The sequence below is a fragment of the Pedobacter gandavensis genome (assembly GCF_014172405.1).
Classification (GTDB): domain Bacteria; phylum Bacteroidota; class Bacteroidia; order Sphingobacteriales; family Sphingobacteriaceae; genus Pedobacter; species Pedobacter gandavensis.
The window spans coordinates 1316289-1334656 of record NZ_WNXC01000001.1 but is presented as its reverse complement, the minus strand read 5'-3'; the positions used below and the strand labels follow the sequence as shown (position 1 = coordinate 1334656).

Below are 18368 nucleotides of genomic sequence, written 5' to 3'. Positions count from 1 at the left end.
TTAAATTGTATGCTCTAATATCATTTGACTGAAGAAGTTGTCTCTGGATAGTAATTCTACTGGTGTTCCCCCATCCCTGATAATTCCATGTTCAATAATGTATATGCGGTCTGCAATTTTTGCGGTCATCACTTTATGTGTAACCATAATTATAGCCATTTTCTCTTTGTATTTTAACAGCAATTCAATAATAAATTTTTCGGTTCTTCGGTCCATAGCTGAAGTTGCTTCATCCAGAAGTAAAATTTGCGGATTTCGGTATAAAGCTCTAGCTAAGGCAACGAGCTGCTTTTGTCCTCCTGACAGATTTATACCTTCTTCTCCTACAAGGGTATGGTAACCTTGTGGCAAGCGGCTGAAAAATTCATCCAGTCCTGTTTCTTTGCAAAATTCAATTATTGAGCCAGACTTCTTGAGGGTATCTGAAATTGCAATATTGTCTAATAGTGATCCATTAAATAATTTAATTTCTTGAGGTACGGTTGCTAACGTTTCGCGCCATGATGGTGTATCGAATTCATCCAGGTTTTTTTTATTTACTAGAATGATACCCTGGGTTGGTTTATAGAACTGTTGTAATAGCGCTATGGTTGTGCTTTTTCCACAACCACTTTCTCCAAGGAGTGTAATTATCTCTCCTTTTTTAACCTCGAAATTGATATTTTTAAGCGTTGGACCTCTGCCAGGAAAGCCGAAAGTCAGGTCACAAACCTCTAGTTGATTGAACATGATTTCGGTTGCTCTATCTTTAGGATTATATTCAGGGAGGATAGAAGCAAAATCATACATTCGGTCAAAAGCAACTTTAGCCTCCTGTAATTGTAAATTTACTTGTGAAAGCCTCCCTACCGCTTGTATAAGAATATTGGATAAGGCAATGATGGCTATCATTTCTCCTAGTTCTATTTTTTTCTGCATCACCTGATAAGCGGATACGCTCATGATGGTGGTTGACAGCAGCATTGTGATCACCTCCGTAGAGAATTTGAATCTATTCCCGAGTCTACCGAGATCAAAAGTCTTTAATTGTAAGCCACCATAGGTAAGATTTACTTTTTCTATAAAGAACATTTCCTCATTTTGGGATTTTATAATCTCAATTCCCTGTATAGTGTCAATATAGTTGCTTTGATTTGTTGCCTGAGCAACCATAAGATTCTTCTGAAATGTTTTGATGGGTTTTGTGTAGCTTGTTATGAGCCAGATGATTACAGGGATGAAGCAAAAGGTGATCATTGATATCAATTGGGAGTAATTTATAAGAAAGAGAGCGGTGGTAATCACTACGACAATGTCAATGAAAACAGTGCCGGTAATAAAAGCTACATTTTGTTGTATTCTGCTGGTGTCATTCATTCGGGTAATCATGTCACCGGTGCTTCTTGTATCAAAAAATTGTTTTGGCAAATAAACTAAAGCGCTAAAGAAATTTCTAATAATCCTATGGCTAAAATCTCTATTTTGTAAGAGAGATAGATATTGTCTTACATAAGTTAATGCTGATTTTAGTAGTATTGCCAGCGCTAATAACGTCAGTGAAAAAATAAGTTTTTTTGTATCCCCTCCAGGGATGATCACGTCAATTAGCTTTTGGGAGAAGATTGCAGTTGAAAACCCAAGTATGGTGATTACTAAGCCCAATGCCATGGTAGTTAAGAGTATGTTTATGTCTTCATAGATTAAGTTTTTAAACCACTTCACTTTTGCTTTTTCCTTGTCTTTTACAATAGTAAATTGACTGTTTGGGGAAAGTTTTAAGAGCGCTTTACTTTTCCATATATTAGTTAATTCTTGTGCATCGAGTTCATAAATACCTTTTGCAGGATCCCCAATAATAAATTGTCCTGTAGCTGGGTTTTTTCCATAATAAATTACGAAATGTTGAATGGTTTTTTCCATAACAACATGAAGAATCAATGGTGAGGTTTCTAGTTCAAGATGAGTCAAATCAGCAGTAAAAGCATTTGCATCAAAGCCAATTTTTTCTGCACATTGGTATAGGCCAAGTAATGTGGTTCCCTGAGTGTTTGTTCCACTGATCTCACGTAGATTTTCTACTGTTTGGTGGCCTCCATGAAATTTTGTTATCGAGATCAGGCAGGCAATACCACAATCTGTTCTCTCCTGTTGGCGCTTGAAGGTTTTTCTTCTTAATTTGGATAAATTGTCATCCATGAGATTAAGGATTAAGGAAGGTCATTAAGGTGGCTGTATTTACGAAACCATTGTATGTTTTTTTAATCTTGTAATTCTGGTCTATGATTATCGTAGTTGGAATAGATAATGTTCCAAAAAATTTATAGAAATTAACGCTATTTACATGTGCATATTGAATATTTGGTTTATTGATCAAACCTTTTCTTTTTAAATTAATATCCATGATTTGACTTGATTCATTGGAAAGTAGTAAAATCTGTTGATTTGCAAAATCAGAACTACCAATGACCTTTAATTGTTGTGTACAGGATAAACAGTCCGTACTTAAAAAGTTGATAATTAGATTTTTTTTAATCGTTATATCACCAAGTTTCAGGTTGTCGTTTCCTCGGCTGATTTCCATTTCAGAAATATCCTTTCCTGTTTTTTCTTTATTAAGTTCAGTTTGATAATAAACTGCGAATCCAAGACCGAAGAACAAGATCACAAGGAAGCTAAGTAGAATTATCTTAATTGATTTTTTATGCATGTTTTCCCAAAATTGAGTTGATTAAGTAAGTTGCAATTAGATAGAGCAAGAAAAGTGTTACATATCCGGAGAATACAATTTTTTTTGCCTTAATCTTATCATTGTCAATAATATAGGTCATTCCGATACATAAAAGCCAAATAAATAGTGCCTGGAAAATATTAATGCTTTTTAAAACCGGATAAACTGGAGTATTAATTGTTTTTTGGAAAATACTGGCCAATGACCCTGCGGAGAAATTGTAGACATCCTTAATGGTGTATAGGGGGGCTTTTATAATAAAATAGAGCAGTCTAATGAGTTCAGGGATAATAAATACAAAATTGGCAACCGTAACGATCACCATAAATTGATTGAAACTTTTTTTTATTTCAAAAAATTGACAGGCTACGTATAGAGCGATTGATTCTATTACTATCGTAAAAATACTTAATACAGGGACTTGTAAAAGCTTCCATATCCATTGGGTTTTGTGCGATTGAACCGCATAATCTATAATTCTCGCTTCGTATTGTCCCTCCATAGAAAGCCTAATTTTATCTTCAGTTAAGATATAGGTGTCAAGAAATAGCGCAATTAAAGCCTGTGCCATGCACAAAATCAGGAAAAGCGGTAGGAAGTTGTTCTTATAAATGTTATTTGTCTTCATGGTTTAAAATGGCTCGATAGATCATAAATATAAGGGAACATGAAATTGTCATAGTGATCAGAAATAAACTATTGCTTTGTTGAAAATTGCTGCTTTCTTCGATTTTTAGCATATGTTTTAATGCTTTATAGCTTGTCGTATAATATTCGTAAGGGAGGGTGTATATAGAGGTTTTAGTGAAAAAACTATTTAGTAACCCTATAAGGGTTAAGACTATACAAAGTATGATGTTGATGATTAAACCGTGTCTGAATTTGATGCAGATTAAGTATGCGAATAGCATGGCAGGTATACTAAGTAGGCAGTATAAAATTTGAAGGTTAAACATCATTAAAAATGTTTTTCCTATTGAAAAAGTAATGATGTATTTGGCTAATATAGGTTTTAAGCAGAAAAGTGTTAATAGTGCTAATTGAGTTCCGGCAAAGAAGATCATTCCTGAAATAAAGCAGAGTGTGATCAGCGTTATAATTTTTGTTTGAGTTACAGCAATCGGTGATACCGGGTAGGTGCGCAAGGTGTTAAGTTCCTTGATTTTAAAATTGAAACGACCGTAAGATGAGGTCATTAATGTTGTTGTTATAGGCAGGATTATGATTACATAAACAAAATATATTTTTCTGAAATATAAAAAGTAGCTGTTTTCAAAATTGTTTATTCCAACATTTACCTGCGCTATTAATTGTGTTTCAGATTTTAAGGATTCCATAATTATGAAATACCATGGGAAAAGGATAGGTAAAAACAGAATTAGCAAGAACTCTTTATCATTAGTTATTTTAATCCATTCGTTTCGCAAAAGTTGTAAATACATATTTAACGGGAAAGCTTATGTTGTGGGAAATACTTATAAAAGGCAGTTGTAGCTAGAAGTAATAGCACCAGAAGTAGGTCATTCAGGTTATAGAGCATTAGACTGAATGTTTTTTCGAAGTTGAGTTGGCTATATTTTTCAATTAAATCGGGTTTCCAGCTCTGGTAACTGAAGAATGGTAGGGTAGATAAAATAACTACACATAGAATTGCGACAACCCAGTTTAGTTTAAAATAGAACAAACAGAAATTAGCAATCATAGAAAAAAGGATGTATTTCAATATTAGCTCTAGCGTTGCACAGATGATAATCGAATAGTTTAGAGAATAGTTTTGTAGAGAGAGCTCAGGGCGGATGATTAATAAAAGATGGTTAAATCCTATAATAGTAATTAGGCTGAAAAGTAGGGCAGCTATTAGATAGGTTAAAATCAGTAATAATTTTGAGATCAGTAGCAATCTAACAGATATAGGATAGGCGAATAACTTGTTCCAGGCATTTGATTGTTTTTCTATTTCGTAAATAAATGCAGAAAAGAATACTATAATTAATGGACCAAAAAGATGCAGCATATTTAGTGGGGTAACCTCAAGAAATACCCATGGGTTTTTAATGCCTGTTTTTAGCATTAAAAATGCTAGTTGATCTGTTGTTGTTGTATATGAAGCTATAAATGAAAGCATACAAAAGACGAGGGGAGTAAGAACAATGAGCCAGATGTAACGTAATCTGCTGAATTTGAAAAATTCATTTAAAAGTAAATTCCTCATGACAATGTATATCTTTTGTATAGATGCTCTATGTTACAGGGGGTCACTTTGTATTCAGAAAGGGTGTGCTTTAGAAGCATGGCTATGGTGTCTTGCTTTCCTTTTTCATCAACTAGGTAAATGATAGTTTGATTGTTTTGACTGAAATATTTCAGCCCTAGTTTGATGATGTCATTTTCTAAGTCTTTAGTGATGAGTTCGTTATTTATGAGGCATTCCATTTGTCCAAATGGATTTATGTCATTGTAAATCAAATTTCCTTTATGTAATATCCCAATATGAGTTGCTGTTAATTCTATTTCGGATAAAATATGACTTGAAATTAAAAAAGTAATGTTGAAATTTTTATTCAAATCGGTGATTATGTTGCGAATACAAAGGATCGCCTCCGGGTCTAGTCCATTTAATGGCTCATCTAAAAGAACAAAATCGGGCTGGGTAACTAAGGCCATAGCAATTCCAAGGCGTTGCTTCATACCGAGAGAATAGGTTTTAGTTTTTTGGTCAGCAACGGAAGTGAGGTTGACCAATTCCAAAGTCGAAACAATATGAACATCATCAGTTTCGTAGATGTTACATAGCATTTTTAAATGTTGCCTTGCCGTTAGGTAATCATAAATGGAAGGGGTTTCAATTAAACTTCCAAGGTGCTTGAGGATGGTACGATCCTCATTCCCTTTTCTTGAAAGTTGTTGCCCTTTAATAAAAATTTCGCCTTCTTGAGGTTGTGAAATACCAAATATCTGTTTGAACAATGTGGTTTTTCCACTCCCATTAGAGCCAAGTAAACCAAAGATTTCTCCTTGATTAATTTTAAGATTTAAGTTGTCGAAAATCAATTTTCCGCTCTTTGTTGTGAATTTGAGGTTTTTTACTTCAAGCATATTAAATATTTCTATTAGACTTAAAATTAATCATTGATCTAATATATAATTTATATTTGATAGTAAGCTTAGTGTGTCTAATTAATAAATTTTAAACAGAAAAGTGTCAAATATTCTTTATGACACCTTTCTGTTGTCTGATTTTAAGTTAGTTAATCTTTGTGTTGTTAAGCGGTTATTTCGTACTCATCAGCCAATCCACATAATATGTATGCTTCATAAAAACTCATGTGATCTGACATTGCCCAGATGCAATCAAGGTCCAAGCCTCCAATAAGGCTTTCCATTTCGTTAAAATCTAATTTTTTCATGATTTAGTTTTTTTTGTGTTTGTTTTTAATATTTAATAACTCAAAAAATCTTTATCAAATATTATTAATTATTAATTGTTAATTTAGGTTTTAATGAATAAATTTAGTTGTAAAGTTTAGGGTATTATTCGTGTTGTTATTCACATCGTTATTCAATGTTTTAAATTAGATATGAATGTTGTAGATCAAATAAGGAAGATACGTCTTGAGAAAGGAATTGCTCAGGAAGCTGTTGCAGAATATCTGAAGATTTCCCAATCAGCTTATTCCAGGTTAGAGTGCCAGGAAACAGTTAATGTGGATCAATTGTTACGAATAGCTGCTTTTTTAAATGTAAAACCTGGTGAATTGTTATTAGAGCTGAATATTGAACATAATAAAAAAAATCAACAGCATAGTTATGCTGCTGATCATCCAAGTAATGTTATTCTATTTGAAAGGATTTTAGCCGAAAAAGAGCTTTATATGGAATTGCTGGTAAAGCGTCTTAAAGAGCTTGAAGATAAAATCGAAAAAAAGGATAAGAAGATTAAATCCCTTAAAGAGAAGCTAACCATTAATAATATTAATTGATGGTTTCTTTAGGATTCGGCTGCCCTTTTCCTGTCGTAATTAGGTTGTATAAACTATTTTTAATGTACTTGCTCCAAGAATCAAAACAGATGTCATAGCATTCATAATCTGGAATTAAACCCCAATGCGTAAATTTGATTTCCGTTTTGTTGTCTTTTACAGCAATTTCAAAACTAATTTTATCGCCAACCCATTCCTTCTGGTCTTTAGTGAAATTAAAATAGTTTTCAAGGACATCCCAAACAATTCTTTCCTCAGGTATGACCTCGGTCAACCTCATTTTACAACGATGTACATCCTGAAAATGATAGGTAAACTCATCGTTTAACCTTTCCGTACCACCTTCAATTTCTTCAGACCACCATCCGCGTACATTCTTAACGGCATCGAATGCTTCCTGTGGCGTTTGTTCAACCAAAATACTCGTAGTAAAATTGTGATTACTCATGATTTATTTGTTTTAAAATTTGATATTTATTGCATCACACTAATTTAATGTAATCTGTCGATTAATAATGATCGTATTTAGGCCGATATGTGGGGGGAATCAGGACAGAAATTTGTTACTATCCATATAAAATGACCGCTAACTATGAATAAACACCTACTAATGATCTTTTGTTCGGCAATTTTGTTCGCTTCATGCAGCGTATTGCCTTACCGAAAGACAGACCATTATATCTACTTGCAGAAAGAGAAGCGCGGGAATCAGAACTGGAAATTGATCTGGCAGGATGATTTCAATGGCAAGTTGATTGATAGTACAAAATGGAGTAAAATTCCAAAAGGAACTGCAGACTGGAATAAACACATGAGCAGCAACCCGGCATGTTATGCACAGTCTGATGGTAAGTTGTATTTAAAGGGCATTAAGAATCCAGACACTTCAGCCGATTCCAGGCCTTACCTTACCGGTGGCTTATATACTAAAGGAAAGTTTGCCTATCAGTATGGTAAAATTGAAATCCATGCCAAGTTGGAGTGTGCTGAAGGCGCATGGCCGGCCATGTGGATGCTGGCAGAGCAAAACAAGTATGGTAAGTATCCTAACAACGGAGAGATAGATATTATGGAACATCTTAACAGGGATTCCATCATTTATCAAACCACGCATTCTTATTATACCCTCAATCTGAAACAAAAAGATAATCCTCCACATGGTGGTACGGCAAAAATAAACATCAATAATTACCATACTTTCGGACTAGAATGGTATCCTGATCGCCTGGTATTTACACTGGATGGTCTTGAAACTTTTCGGTATCCACGCATCAAAGGGGTAGACCCGAGTCAATGGCCATACGATCAACCATTTTATGTCATGATTGATCAGCAATTGGGAGGTAGCTGGGTTGGTAAAGTCAACAAAGATCAGTTACCCGTACAAATGATAGTGGATTGGGTTAAAGTTTATCAATAAGAGCGGAGCGCTTATCCTCAATTGAATGATCATTAAGGAGCGCATGCCCCATGCAGGCTTAAATTTTAATCTGGAAATATTGCTGGAGCTTCAATTCAAACTCTTGAGGGTCAAAGATTAAGATTTCTTCGTTTTCTTTTCTGCTGATTTTTACCTGTTGATCATTGAGGGTAATTCTGCCCTCATTTGTTAAAATTGAGATCATCTTTTTAATGGTAAAATGAGAATCCTTGCTGCTTTGATGGTAATTGCACATTCCTTCAAATTCAGAGAAAGCCCTAGGGCTCATTTGAAATAGGTATTGTGGGTATAGTATGCCATCCTTAACCGTATTTACACTGAGGTAACCGTCTTGTTCCTCCTCAAATTGAAACTGCCCATAGGGATCATGAAGTACAAGGCCTTTTTTGATTTCCAGGGGTTGAAAAGAGAACTTTCCAAAACCAACATCTACCAGGTATTGTCGGTGATCTATGGTGGCAATGATAGCCATGTGGTCATATTCCGGGCCATAATTCCCATCTTTTGTATGCACCCTTCCAGAGATCATCTTTACCTCAAATCCCAACTCTTTAAGTAACTGGTAAAACAATCCGTTCAATTCATAACAAAAACCTCCTCTTTGCTTTAAAACAATCTTTTTAAAAATAGCATCCAGCTCAAGTCTGATCACTATCCCATAATGGATATCCAGGTTTTCAAAAGGCACATTTAATAAATGTGCTTCTTGCATTGCAAAAAGCGTCTCCCTGTTGCATTCGATGCTTTGATGAAATTTGATTCGCTGAAGATAAGCGGAGCTAAAGTTTTCTGAATTCAACATCCCCAAACTTAAATATTTTGTGAACTTTACCTGATAATAATGGTTACCTAAATGCTGAATTTACACAAGTATGAAAATGACAACCCAAATACGACCATCAAACCTTGCTTTTTTAAATAAACTAAAGGACCATAATGATCGGGATTGGTTTAATGCCAATAAGGCGGAGTTCCTACAGGAACAGGATATGGTAGTAGGCTTTGCTGAAGCTTTATTACAAGATTTAAATACCCATGATGTGATTGAAACCGCTTCAGGAGCTAAAAGCGTGTACCGAATTTACAGGGATACCCGTTTTTCTAAAGACAAAACTCCGTATAAAACGCATTGGAGTGGTAGCTTTAAACGCGCTGGGAAAAACCGTAGGGGTGGTTATTATTTCCACATTGAACCTGGAAACAGCTTTATCGGCGGCGGCTTTTGGGGCCCAAATGCCAGTGATCTGAAATTAATCAGGGAAGACCTGGCTTTTGATCCAAGCCCATTGAGGAAGATATTAAGCACGGAATCATTTATTTCAAGTTTTGGAAGCTTAAAAGGGGAGCAGTTAAAAACGACACCCAAAGGTTTCGATGCTAATGATGAGGCCATAGACCTTTTACGTTATAAGCAGTATTTGCTACTCCGTAAGTTCTCTGATGAAGAAGTTTTAAGTGCGGATTTTATAAAACAAGTTGGTCAGACCTTTAAAAATATGCGTCCCTTTCTGGATTATATGACAGAAGTATTGACCACAGATATTAATGGATTGAGCGCATAAAACCAATTTGATAATATTTCTTTCCATCATTGTAAGTGGTAGTTCCAAAAGGTTTTATCTCTTCACCTGCTTTTAAATTTTTCTTTTCTACCTGAAGGTTTAGATATTTAGCCTTTGTAGGCAGGTAATAGGTGATCGTAGTGGTCTTTCCCGAATCTGTATAATTGATGAACAGGTATTCCTGCGCTTGCTTGTTGTGGTACAAGGAGAGAAAGCCACCTTGTTTTTTAGGACCGCTATATACTTCTGAAAATCCTTTTTTCTTTAACATTTGCGGATGAAGACTGCTCGAATCACTCCAAAAATCAAATATCTGCGGATATCGGAACGTTTGTGCCATCATTTCTTGAGGCACAAACGCTAAAATGCAAAGACATAAAAAGGGTAAATATTTTTTATAGCGCGCTTTATTCATCATGGCTAAAGGTAGTTTATTTATATTTACGTTATGAACATAGAAGAATTACGGGATTATTGTCTGCAAAAGCAGGGCGTAACAGAAGGTTTTCCTTTTGGGGAAGATACCCTGGTTTTTAAAGTCGGAGAGAAAATTTTTTTACTTTGTAGCCTGGATGCTGGCAATCGCTTTAATGCCAAATGTGATCCGGAACGTGCGATTGAATGGCGGGAGCAATATGAAGAAATCATCCCTGGTTATCACATGAATAAGAAACATTGGAATACAGTTTATATGGACGGTCGTTTAACAATGAGGCAATTGCAAGAGCTGATAACCGACTCTTATGATTTGATATTTAACAGCTTACCAAAGAAAAAACAGGAAGAAATTAAAGCCTAAGGCTAAACCTAATTATTGATCATCGGAGGTAAATTCTCGTCCTTATTTCTAAGGTCCAGTCCGCCTTCATAAACAGATTTTAGGTTTACTAAATAGAAAGCCCAACCACTGGCGCAACCTAGTCTGATGTGCTGTTTGGATTGATCATCTGTTGGGATTTGATGTTGTCTTAACTCCACAATGGTGCAACCTGCTTTTTCTGTTAATTTTACATCTACCAGGCACGCTCCTTCAAAGCTGAATTGTAAAAAATCTTTGCCATTTGCTGCTTTGATCAATCCAGACATCGCATCTTCATACAAAAACCAAAGCCAGTGATAAGAACTGCCTGCCGTAACATTGAGTTTCGGGCCAATCAAAGCACCTGATTCATCCTTGAAAATTACTTTTTTAAGAAACCACTTTTCTAATTCCTCAACTTGGGTCCAGGCATTATAAATGTCTGCTAAGGGAGCCTTAACAGCTATAGTTTTTGTAAATGAAGTCCAATCAAAATTTTTCATAAAGGGCTGCGAATTTGGTGTTCTAAAATTTAAGATCTTTTTTAAGTTACTTATATACAGTTGTGTAATTTAAAAATAACAATTATTTTCCCAGTTTCTGTTTTACATAATCGTTTAATTCCCCTATGGTTTTTAGCGTACTAAGTTCTCCATAGGTTTGTTTGTGCACATCGGATCCGTGTTCAGCTCCTGAAATAACCTGGGCGAGTATAGGGAGTATCATGTGTTGGAGGTCATTGAGCAGCTGGGGTTGCGATTTATCTAAAGCGCATACTACTGGATTCAAATCAACAGGTTCGATATTGACAACCTCCTCAGAAAGTACGCCTGAGAAGTCTGGTGCCTGCGCGGTACGGGCACCCATTACACCAGTACTTACGTCAATATTCTGCCAAGCCAATAAGGTTCTGATAATTGAAGTATGGTCGAAAGCGACAGGAGTTGGAGAACGGAAAACCGTGTTACTTTTAATCAAAGGGGAAATTAATAGCGTTGGAATTCTAATCCCCAATCGGTCAAATTGAAACCCTGACCAGTCGGTCTGCTCATCGGCTGCAATTGTAGCTCCCGGGGGCACATGGTCAAATGTTCCACCGTGCTCATCGAAAGTGATGATCAATAAAGTAGATTCCCATTTCCTATAATTTAGCAGGGCTTCATAGATCTTGGCAAGATTTTGTTCACCTGGACAAAGATTTGCGGGCGGATGATAATCGTTGCCATTTCCAATGATGGGGATATACCATGCGGGCTCCAGATAGGAGAATGCAGGTAGGGTATCCTGAGCCAGATCGGTTAGGAAGGTGCTGACTGTAGCGTCCTTAGAACAGAAAGGTCTGATATGGTCAGTTCCTTTGTACTGATGGAGCTGCTTAAAGAGGTGCTCGGTTAGGGAACAACCCAGTAAGCTATCCTGATAATAGATTGCCCAACTCTTATCCAGTCCGCAGTTGGAAAGTACGTTGAAAATGGTGTTGGAACCAAAGGAAACGACATTGGTCAAGAAGTTGAATGGAGTAATCGGCTTACCGTTTTTTGAATTGTCCACGTATCCGTTTGAGGTGCCAGTGAGAGAAAAGGCGCGGTTAGGATAGGTTTGAGATGGGATGGAAGCATGCCAGGCATCGCTTACCGCATAGTGCTTAGCCAATGAACTAATCACAGGTAAATCAGCAGAAGTATAATACTTCATGATCTGGTCCGGATCATTGATAGGCTGTCCAGGTTTTTCCTGTTGGAGATAATCAGCAAGAAAACCGCCCATATTGGCTGGACAATTGGGAGGAGTCTCGGTTGTATTAAACACTTGAAGATTGGTGTTGAGCCATCCTTCACCAGGATCAGGATTGGGGATGTCCATTGTACCAGATACCGCAGCAACGTTAACCGGAGGCCCGGAAGCTGGACGATTACTAAAGTCAGGATTGTTGAACAAGCCATCAAAATTTATAGGCTCAACATTGCTGGAATGCGCAGGAGGAGTGCTGCCGGCAGGATAGATGTTTTCCGGGTTTGTCGTATAGAGCATTCCTAAAAGATGGTCAAAGGAACGATTTTCTAACATCAGCATCACCACATTGGTGATCCCCGGTAAGAAATTTGTCGGTGCTTTTTCTATGGCAAAACTGTTATAAGCGACGGTAAAATTTGCATAAACAGAAGTGTCTGTGGCATCTGCAGATTTATTGATATAATCCCGACCCATTTGTACCTTTTCTCCACCTGCTGCGGCGTAAAAATAAGAAGTGCCATAAGCCAATAAGGCATTTTCACCTTTTGGTTGAACAGTTAATGCCACCACATGCTCTCCCAGGAAAACATTGGCAAAAGTCATCGTGATTTCAGCTTCCGACTGATCATCCGCATGACCTGTTGACCAGGTTAAGGTAGCTCCGGAATCAAAATCACTGGAGATGCTGAAGCTCAGGATTTGATTGCTGTTGGCAGGAATGATCAGGCCTTTAAATAAGGCGTTTTCAGGGCTGAAATCTCCTTTTGCATGCCCTGAACCTTTAGGTCCAGTGATACTTTGAAGTACCAGCGCATTGGGATTCTTAGCATTGTTGATGGTAATAATACACTGTTTCAGATCCATAAGATAAAATGTTTATAACTGTTTTTCATTTAAGCAGCTGAGGGTCATTTTTATAAACATCCTCGACATATTAAACTTTATGATTAACCTGCTTTTACTTGATTTTGTTTAAAGATGAATATCTATCGCATTTACCCAAACCGCTGATCTATCCAAATGATCAGTAAACTCCTTGATCAGGAAGTTTTTGTCATAGCTTACCTTTCCCTTAAAATAGACTTTATCATTAAGAATCACCGTTATTGGTTTCCCCATATCTACCATATCCGGAGAGATGTAGATTTTAAAAGACTTGACCCGCGAGGTGCTGATCCGAAAGGTATTGTCCGCATAATGAGCCTTTACAGCAGCTGAACGTTTCCGGTAATTGAACCCATTCTTAACGGTGTCTACAACTATTGCCTCATCGTCTTTATCCAACTTCACCCATTTGGTAATCTTAAAATTGACTGCTTTCTGCCAAGGGGCAAGGCTAGCTAAAGTATCCAGGCTGGTGATGTTGATCCAATCACAACGGCCATACTTTGTGTCATCAGTTTCCCATTGGATATTGGGTTGAAAAGCATTTCGCTTTCTTTTAATCAGGTCGGCAAATAGCAGCTGGTAAGCTGGTTCTGAGGCATTAAAAGCAGGAAACCAATGTGGAAAGCCATTGTAACGATGATCCTGGTAATCTGCATGTAATTCTTTCATCACCTTGTTGAGCGAATCATGTGCCGCTGGTGGGTAATAATAATCCTGATCTGTGGAAACGTTAAAGAACGACCTGTTTAATAGATTACGAATGTAAGTTCCACCAGTGAGTACTTCCGGTCGGGTATTAAAACCATAAAATCCCGTAAATGGACTGGGTTGTTTCATCGCATAAGAAAACGATCCTGTAGCGCCGTTCGAATGCCCTGATATAAACACCTTGTCGTCATCAACATTGATCAGATTTTTTATCTGTGTCAAGATGCCAGGAATCATGTAGAAGCCTTTATCAGGGAACATCCAGTTGTAATCTCTATTTCCCGAGGGATAAACCATAATTACTTTGTTTATCGCCGCATATTTGGTATAGAACCGGTTCCATCCTGTAGTGTCTCTGGTATCACTATAGTCAGTATAACGGGTATTTCCTTTTACAGCCCCATGAAGAAAAAACAATAAGGGATATTTTCTTTTTGGGTCATAATCCTTTGGCAGGATCACTGAAAATGAGTTATGGAGGGTGTCATTAAACTTAAACTGCATGGAAAGTAATTGTCTGTTGATTTTTGGGTAAGCGCTATAAGTTTTGAGCTGATGATAAACGGAAGCCACATTTCCACTAAAATTTAACTGATGGAGGATGCCCTGTTTTTCCAGTGCAGCTTGATAAGCAACAAGGGAATCAACCTTTTTTTGCTCTGCTTGTCTATATAAAGCTTCTTTTTCAAACACCCCGGCAATAATCTCCTTCCAGCGGGCATCATCTTTGAGCAGGTCGAATATGGGCTCTTTGGTCAGCTGATCACCAAAGATATGATAGCGGTTGATGTAATTATTAGCTACATATTTTTTTACTGCAACCAATGCCTTTTCTTTATTGCCCAGCAAGCTCCAGGATTTTGCTGCCCGGTAAGCAATAATATTGGAGCGACTTTCCACCTTTTCCAAAAAAAGCTCATAGTTTTCTGCGGCAGCCTGATAATTCTTTACTTGGAAACAGGAATCCCCCAAGAGGGCATAGTCTTGCGCATGGGCAAAAGTGGCCAAACAAATAAGCAAAATTATTAGCGAAAATCTTTTCAAAATCGGTCTTTTTTAGGCTAAAATGAGGGATAATAATTGCGAATGTTGCAGCAAAAAAGGGGGTAATCCACGGACTATCGAATTTCAATGACCAATCTCCAATATTTATTGATCAATGAAATTGGCTCGATGGTTAAAGAGGTATATATTTAGGCAATGGATAAGAGGAAGGTTATTTTATTACATGCAGCTGTTTGGTTGATATTCATTATCGGAAATATTTGCAGAGGCTATATTTCTGATAAGTTTGAAGGGGAGTCTCTCTTTAATTATGCTGTAATTGAATTTTGCTATGATATCGTTGCTGCAATCTGCTTCTATTGTAGCTATTTTTTGGTGGCCCCGCAACTGATTTTAAAACGGAAATATGCGCTTTCCCTGCTGCTGGCGCTCCTCACATTTGTCCTGATTGTCTTTGCCAGATATGCCCTGGAGTTTTGGTTCCTCAAGCCTGTGCTGCATTTTGACAATTACTTTGGCAGAATTCCAAAAGTAAATTACTACTTACCCAATGTATTTTATTTTTATTTCCCGAGTTACTTTGTCTATGGTTTGATGTATTTTTTCGCGGAAAGCTGGTATAAGAACAACCAAAAACAACAAGAAATGCAGAAGGAAACCTTGACTGCGGAGCTGGCGTTTTTACGCTCACAAGTCAACCCTCATTTTTTATTCAATACGATCAATGATATTTACACGCTGACCTATCAAAAATCCGAACAGGCACCGGAAGCATTGTTAAAATTATCGGTTATGCTGCGTTACATGCTGCGGGAGGGCAACGAAGAACTGATGCCACTCAACCGGGAGGTAGAATATTTAGAAAACGTAATTGCCTTACAAAGGATAGCCGCAAAAGGGGAGGCCTATGTGAATTTTGTTCAGGAGGGTTACATTGGGGAGCAGCCTGTAGCCTCTCTGTTGTTTATCGCATTTGTAGAGAATGCATTCAAGCATGGGGTCTTGGACGATCCGGAGCATCCGGTCTCGATTACCTTAAAAGCAGATAACAACAGCGTGGAAATGACCGTTCGCAACAAAAAAAGCAATGGTCTGGAAGATGAAACAGGAGGCATAGGGCTAACCAACGTCCGCCGTAGGTTAGATTTAATTTATCCTGGAAAACATGAACTCCGCATTGAAGACCGGGATAATTTCTTTACTGTTGTACTCAGCCTAAAACTTAATTAATGAAAATAAGATGTCTTGTTGTGGATGATAAGCCACTGGCCATAGATTTATTGGCTGATTATGTCAGCAAAATCCCTTTCCTTGAACTGGTAGCGAAAACAACAGATCCAGTTGAGGGACTAGAATTGTTGCGAACGCAGCAGATTGACCTGGTTTTTCTGGATATCCAAATGCCTCAACTTAGTGGATTACAGTTTATGAAGATCGCAGGGGATAAAGCCCGGGTGATTTTAACCACAGCATATGCGCAATACGCGCTGGACAGTTACGAACATGATGCCATAGACTACCTGCTTAAACCAATCGCATTCGATAGATTTTATCAAGCCGCAGAAAAGGCCAAGCGGAGCTTAGAGGCGAGCATCGCAATAGGACTGAACCAGCAACCAACAGAGCCGGCAAATACCTGGCTTTTCGTTAAAACAGAACACCGCATTCAAAAAATTAATCTTTCAGAGGTACTTTATGTAGAAGGCCTGGAAAATTATGTTTCCATTCAGACCAGTACAGAGCGGATTCTGAGTTTGCAAACCTTAAAGAGATTGGCGGAACAGTTACCACCAAGAGAGTTCGTTAGAGTGCACCGATCCTTCATCATTTCGATGCGCCATATCAGCTATGTGGAACGTAGTAGCATCTTCCTGAATAACGGTTTCTCTATCGCTATCGGAAATAGTTACCGTGGGAATTTCTATGAGATTTTAGAGAATAACTAAAAAATGGAGGTATCGCTAATGCAGTAACTCGGCTAATTTTGCCTGTAATTCTTCCCTTTTCAGATCTTTGGCAATCACAATTCCATCCGGAGAAATGAAGACGTTTGCGGGGATAACCGTGATTCCATACAAGACTTGCGCCTCATTTTTGCTCCCCTTCAGATCTGACAATTGTGGCCAAACCATTTTGTCCTCCTGAATGGCCTTCAACCAATCTGCTTTATCTTTTAAATCATCAATGGAAACACTGATCATGACCAGACCTTTGTCTTTATATTTTTGGTAGGCAAGCAGTAGATTTGGGTTTTCTGCTCTACATGGGCCACACCAGGATGCCCAGAAATCCAGGAGCACATACTTTCCCTTAAAATCAGAAAGGCTAACCAGCTTCCCGTTCACATCAGGTTGACTGAAATCTTTGGCGACCATACCAACCGTAATTTTCTTCCCTAAATGTATCTTCTCTTGTATCGATTTGCCCAAGGTTGACGATTGTAGTTCTGGACTGAGTTTAAAGAAGCTAGATTCTACCTTGGAAAGCCACCTGCTATCTCTTACCAGTTCTGAAAGGGTAACCAAGCTCACAAATGAGGAGGGATGGCTATTGATAAATTTGAATTTTCCGGGTACCATGAAGTCTAGATATTCATGGAGCTTCTTTTTGGTTTCGGCAACCAAAACCGGGTTTTTCAACTCTGCTTCAGTAAGCTCATCTGGATCCTTCAACATCCTTCTTTTTGAGGTAAAAGGGGCTAAGATGGCGCTAAGTTCTGAATTGTCATCATTTGATTTTGTACCAAATACCACTGCGTTTAGGAGCGTATCAGGGGAGGCTAATGTGATTTCTCCTTTTTCTAAATAGACATTCTTATAATCGAAAACGAGCAGGGCATATTTTGGATTTTGATTGCGGTAAAGACTGGCCCTAACCGGAGTTTCAACCTTTCCCTTAAATTGGAATTTGTGATTGCGAACGACTACCGAATCAGTAATGACGCCCTGAGGAGATTTGTACTGCAGGAAAATCTTGTCCCCATCTTTGAATCCTTGGCCTTCTGCTTTAATCGAGAACGGCTGTTGGGCAAAACCAAAGATTGGAAAAGAGAGTATTGCGCAGCGGAGGAAATGTTTCATACCTAAGGTCATGATCGTTTAGCGGTTCAATAATTAAAATTCAGACACCACAACATCGGCTTCCGGATTCACCTTGCTGCGGTGCATATTGCCCCAGTCAGACATCGCCTTCAGCATGGGCCTCATACTTAAACCAAGCTCGGTAAGTTCGTATTCCACTCTTGGTGGTACCACAGGGTATACCGTTCTCTTTACAACCAGATCGGCTTCCAGCTCCCGCAATTGGGAAACCAGCATCCTTTCAGAAATTTGGTCTATGGAGTTTTTTAAATCACTATAACGCATCGTTTGGTGCATTAGCCTACAGAGTATCGCAGGCTTCCACCTACCTCCCAATACGGATAACGAATAAGCCATACCGCAACTGTCGTTGATCTGCTTTTCATTAAAAGCATTCGTAGATGATTCCTTTCTCATTTCTTACCTTTTTGTTAGTACCTGACAATTTAGTGTTTACCCACGAA

General features: G+C 37.8%; 20 protein-coding genes. 6 read left to right on the top strand and 14 right to left on the bottom strand.

Features of this window, described 5'->3' with window-relative positions; genetic code table 11:
• The 6 genes from GM920_RS05315 to GM920_RS05290 all read right to left on the bottom strand — a co-directional run bounded on the left by GM920_RS05315 (position 1) and on the right by GM920_RS05290 (position 6114).
• Positions 1–2175, bottom strand: coding sequence for a peptidase domain-containing ABC transporter (locus GM920_RS05315; RefSeq protein WP_182954142.1), 2175 nt, complete (start codon positions 2173–2175; stop codon positions 1–3).
• Positions 2176–2179: 4 nt separating this feature from the next.
• Complete coding sequence (locus GM920_RS05310; protein WP_182954140.1) at positions 2180–2686, bottom strand: TlpA family protein disulfide reductase; 507 nt, start codon at positions 2684–2686, stop codon at positions 2180–2182.
• The gene (locus GM920_RS05305; RefSeq protein WP_182954138.1) at positions 2679–3278 is read right to left on the bottom strand and encodes a hypothetical protein; all 600 of its coding nucleotides are present in this window, start codon (positions 3276–3278) and stop codon (positions 2679–2681) included. Before GM920_RS05305 ends, GM920_RS05310 begins: the two co-directional genes overlap by 8 nt.
• 873 nt (positions 3279–4151) lie before the next feature.
• Positions 4152–4919 (bottom strand): ABC transporter permease, encoded by a 768-nt coding sequence (locus tag GM920_RS05300; RefSeq protein ID WP_182954136.1) that lies wholly within the window; start codon positions 4917–4919, stop codon positions 4152–4154.
• Positions 4916–5803 (bottom strand): ATP-binding cassette domain-containing protein, encoded by an 888-nt coding sequence (locus GM920_RS05295; protein ID WP_182954133.1) that lies wholly within the window; start codon positions 5801–5803, stop codon positions 4916–4918. The genes GM920_RS05300 and GM920_RS05295 overlap by 4 nt, the downstream gene beginning before the upstream one ends.
• A 167-nt stretch (positions 5804–5970) precedes the next feature.
• Positions 5971–6114 (bottom strand): hypothetical protein, encoded by a 144-nt coding sequence (locus tag GM920_RS05290; RefSeq protein WP_182954131.1) that lies wholly within the window; start codon positions 6112–6114, stop codon positions 5971–5973.
• A gap of 171 nt (positions 6115–6285) precedes the next feature.
• Between GM920_RS05290 and GM920_RS05285 the strand changes: the two genes are divergently transcribed.
• Positions 6286–6687, top strand: coding sequence for a helix-turn-helix domain-containing protein (locus GM920_RS05285; RefSeq protein ID WP_182954128.1), 402 nt, complete (start codon positions 6286–6288; stop codon positions 6685–6687).
• Here the strand turns inward: GM920_RS05285 and GM920_RS05280 are convergent.
• The gene (locus GM920_RS05280; protein ID WP_182954125.1) at positions 6680–7135 is read right to left on the bottom strand and encodes an SRPBCC family protein; all 456 of its coding nucleotides are present in this window, start codon (positions 7133–7135) and stop codon (positions 6680–6682) included. The genes GM920_RS05285 and GM920_RS05280 overlap by 8 nt on opposite strands.
• 144 nt (positions 7136–7279) lie before the next feature.
• Between GM920_RS05280 and GM920_RS05275 the strand changes: the two genes are divergently transcribed.
• Positions 7280–8107 carry a glycoside hydrolase family 16 protein gene (locus GM920_RS05275; protein ID WP_202986039.1) on the top strand — a complete coding sequence of 276 codons (828 nt, stop codon included), beginning with the start codon at positions 7280–7282 and terminating at the stop codon, positions 8105–8107.
• 58 nt (positions 8108–8165) lie between these two features.
• Here GM920_RS05275 and GM920_RS05270 read toward each other — a convergent pair whose 3' ends face one another.
• A complete protein-coding gene (locus tag GM920_RS05270; protein ID WP_182954122.1) occupies positions 8166–8930 on the bottom strand; it encodes an arylamine N-acetyltransferase family protein in 765 nt (254 codons plus the stop codon).
• Between the two features lie 70 nt (positions 8931–9000).
• Between GM920_RS05270 and GM920_RS05265 the strand changes: the two genes are divergently transcribed.
• Entirely contained in the window at positions 9001–9690 is a 690-nt protein-coding gene (locus tag GM920_RS05265; protein WP_182954120.1) for a DUF2461 domain-containing protein, read from the top strand.
• Here the strand turns inward: GM920_RS05265 and GM920_RS05260 are convergent.
• Positions 9671–10108, bottom strand: a complete 438-nt coding sequence (locus tag GM920_RS05260) for a hypothetical protein (RefSeq protein WP_182954118.1) — start codon at positions 10106–10108, stop codon at positions 9671–9673. The genes GM920_RS05265 and GM920_RS05260 overlap by 20 nt on opposite strands.
• Before the next feature lie 30 nt (positions 10109–10138).
• Here GM920_RS05260 and GM920_RS05255 point away from each other — a divergent pair, with 30 nt between their 5' ends.
• Complete coding sequence (locus tag GM920_RS05255) at positions 10139–10489, top strand: MmcQ/YjbR family DNA-binding protein (protein ID WP_182954116.1); 351 nt, start codon at positions 10139–10141, stop codon at positions 10487–10489.
• 8 nt (positions 10490–10497) lie between these two features.
• Here GM920_RS05255 and GM920_RS05250 read toward each other — a convergent pair whose 3' ends face one another.
• The 3 genes from GM920_RS05250 to GM920_RS05240 all read right to left on the bottom strand — a co-directional run bounded on the left by GM920_RS05250 (position 10498) and on the right by GM920_RS05240 (position 14827).
• The gene (locus GM920_RS05250) at positions 10498–10992 is read right to left on the bottom strand and encodes an SRPBCC family protein (RefSeq protein ID WP_182954115.1); all 495 of its coding nucleotides are present in this window, start codon (positions 10990–10992) and stop codon (positions 10498–10500) included.
• A gap of 82 nt (positions 10993–11074) precedes the next feature.
• The gene (locus tag GM920_RS05245; RefSeq protein ID WP_182954113.1) at positions 11075–13087 is read right to left on the bottom strand and encodes an alkaline phosphatase family protein; all 2013 of its coding nucleotides are present in this window, start codon (positions 13085–13087) and stop codon (positions 11075–11077) included.
• Positions 13088–13195: 108 nt separating this feature from the next.
• Positions 13196–14827 carry an alpha/beta hydrolase-fold protein gene (locus GM920_RS05240; RefSeq protein ID WP_182954111.1) on the bottom strand — a complete coding sequence of 544 codons (1632 nt, stop codon included), beginning with the start codon at positions 14825–14827 and terminating at the stop codon, positions 13196–13198.
• Between the two features lie 192 nt (positions 14828–15019).
• Between GM920_RS05240 and GM920_RS05235 the strand changes: the two genes are divergently transcribed.
• Together GM920_RS05235 and GM920_RS05230 are read left to right on the top strand one after the other, a co-directional pair.
• Complete coding sequence (locus GM920_RS05235) at positions 15020–16054, top strand: sensor histidine kinase (protein WP_182954110.1); 1035 nt, start codon at positions 15020–15022, stop codon at positions 16052–16054.
• Complete coding sequence (locus GM920_RS05230) at positions 16054–16770, top strand: LytR/AlgR family response regulator transcription factor (RefSeq protein WP_182954107.1); 717 nt, start codon at positions 16054–16056, stop codon at positions 16768–16770. The genes GM920_RS05235 and GM920_RS05230 overlap by 1 nt, the downstream gene beginning before the upstream one ends.
• A gap of 15 nt (positions 16771–16785) precedes the next feature.
• Here GM920_RS05230 and GM920_RS05225 read toward each other — a convergent pair whose 3' ends face one another.
• Both GM920_RS05225 and GM920_RS05220 read right to left on the bottom strand, forming a co-directional pair.
• Positions 16786–17904: an AhpC/TSA family protein gene (locus tag GM920_RS05225; RefSeq protein ID WP_182954106.1), complete on the bottom strand. Its 1119-nt coding sequence runs from the start codon at positions 17902–17904 to the stop codon at positions 16786–16788.
• A 33-nt stretch (positions 17905–17937) separates the two neighbouring features.
• The gene (locus GM920_RS05220; RefSeq protein ID WP_182954103.1) at positions 17938–18321 is read right to left on the bottom strand and encodes a winged helix-turn-helix transcriptional regulator; all 384 of its coding nucleotides are present in this window, start codon (positions 18319–18321) and stop codon (positions 17938–17940) included.
• Positions 18322–18368: the final 47 nt, after the last annotated feature.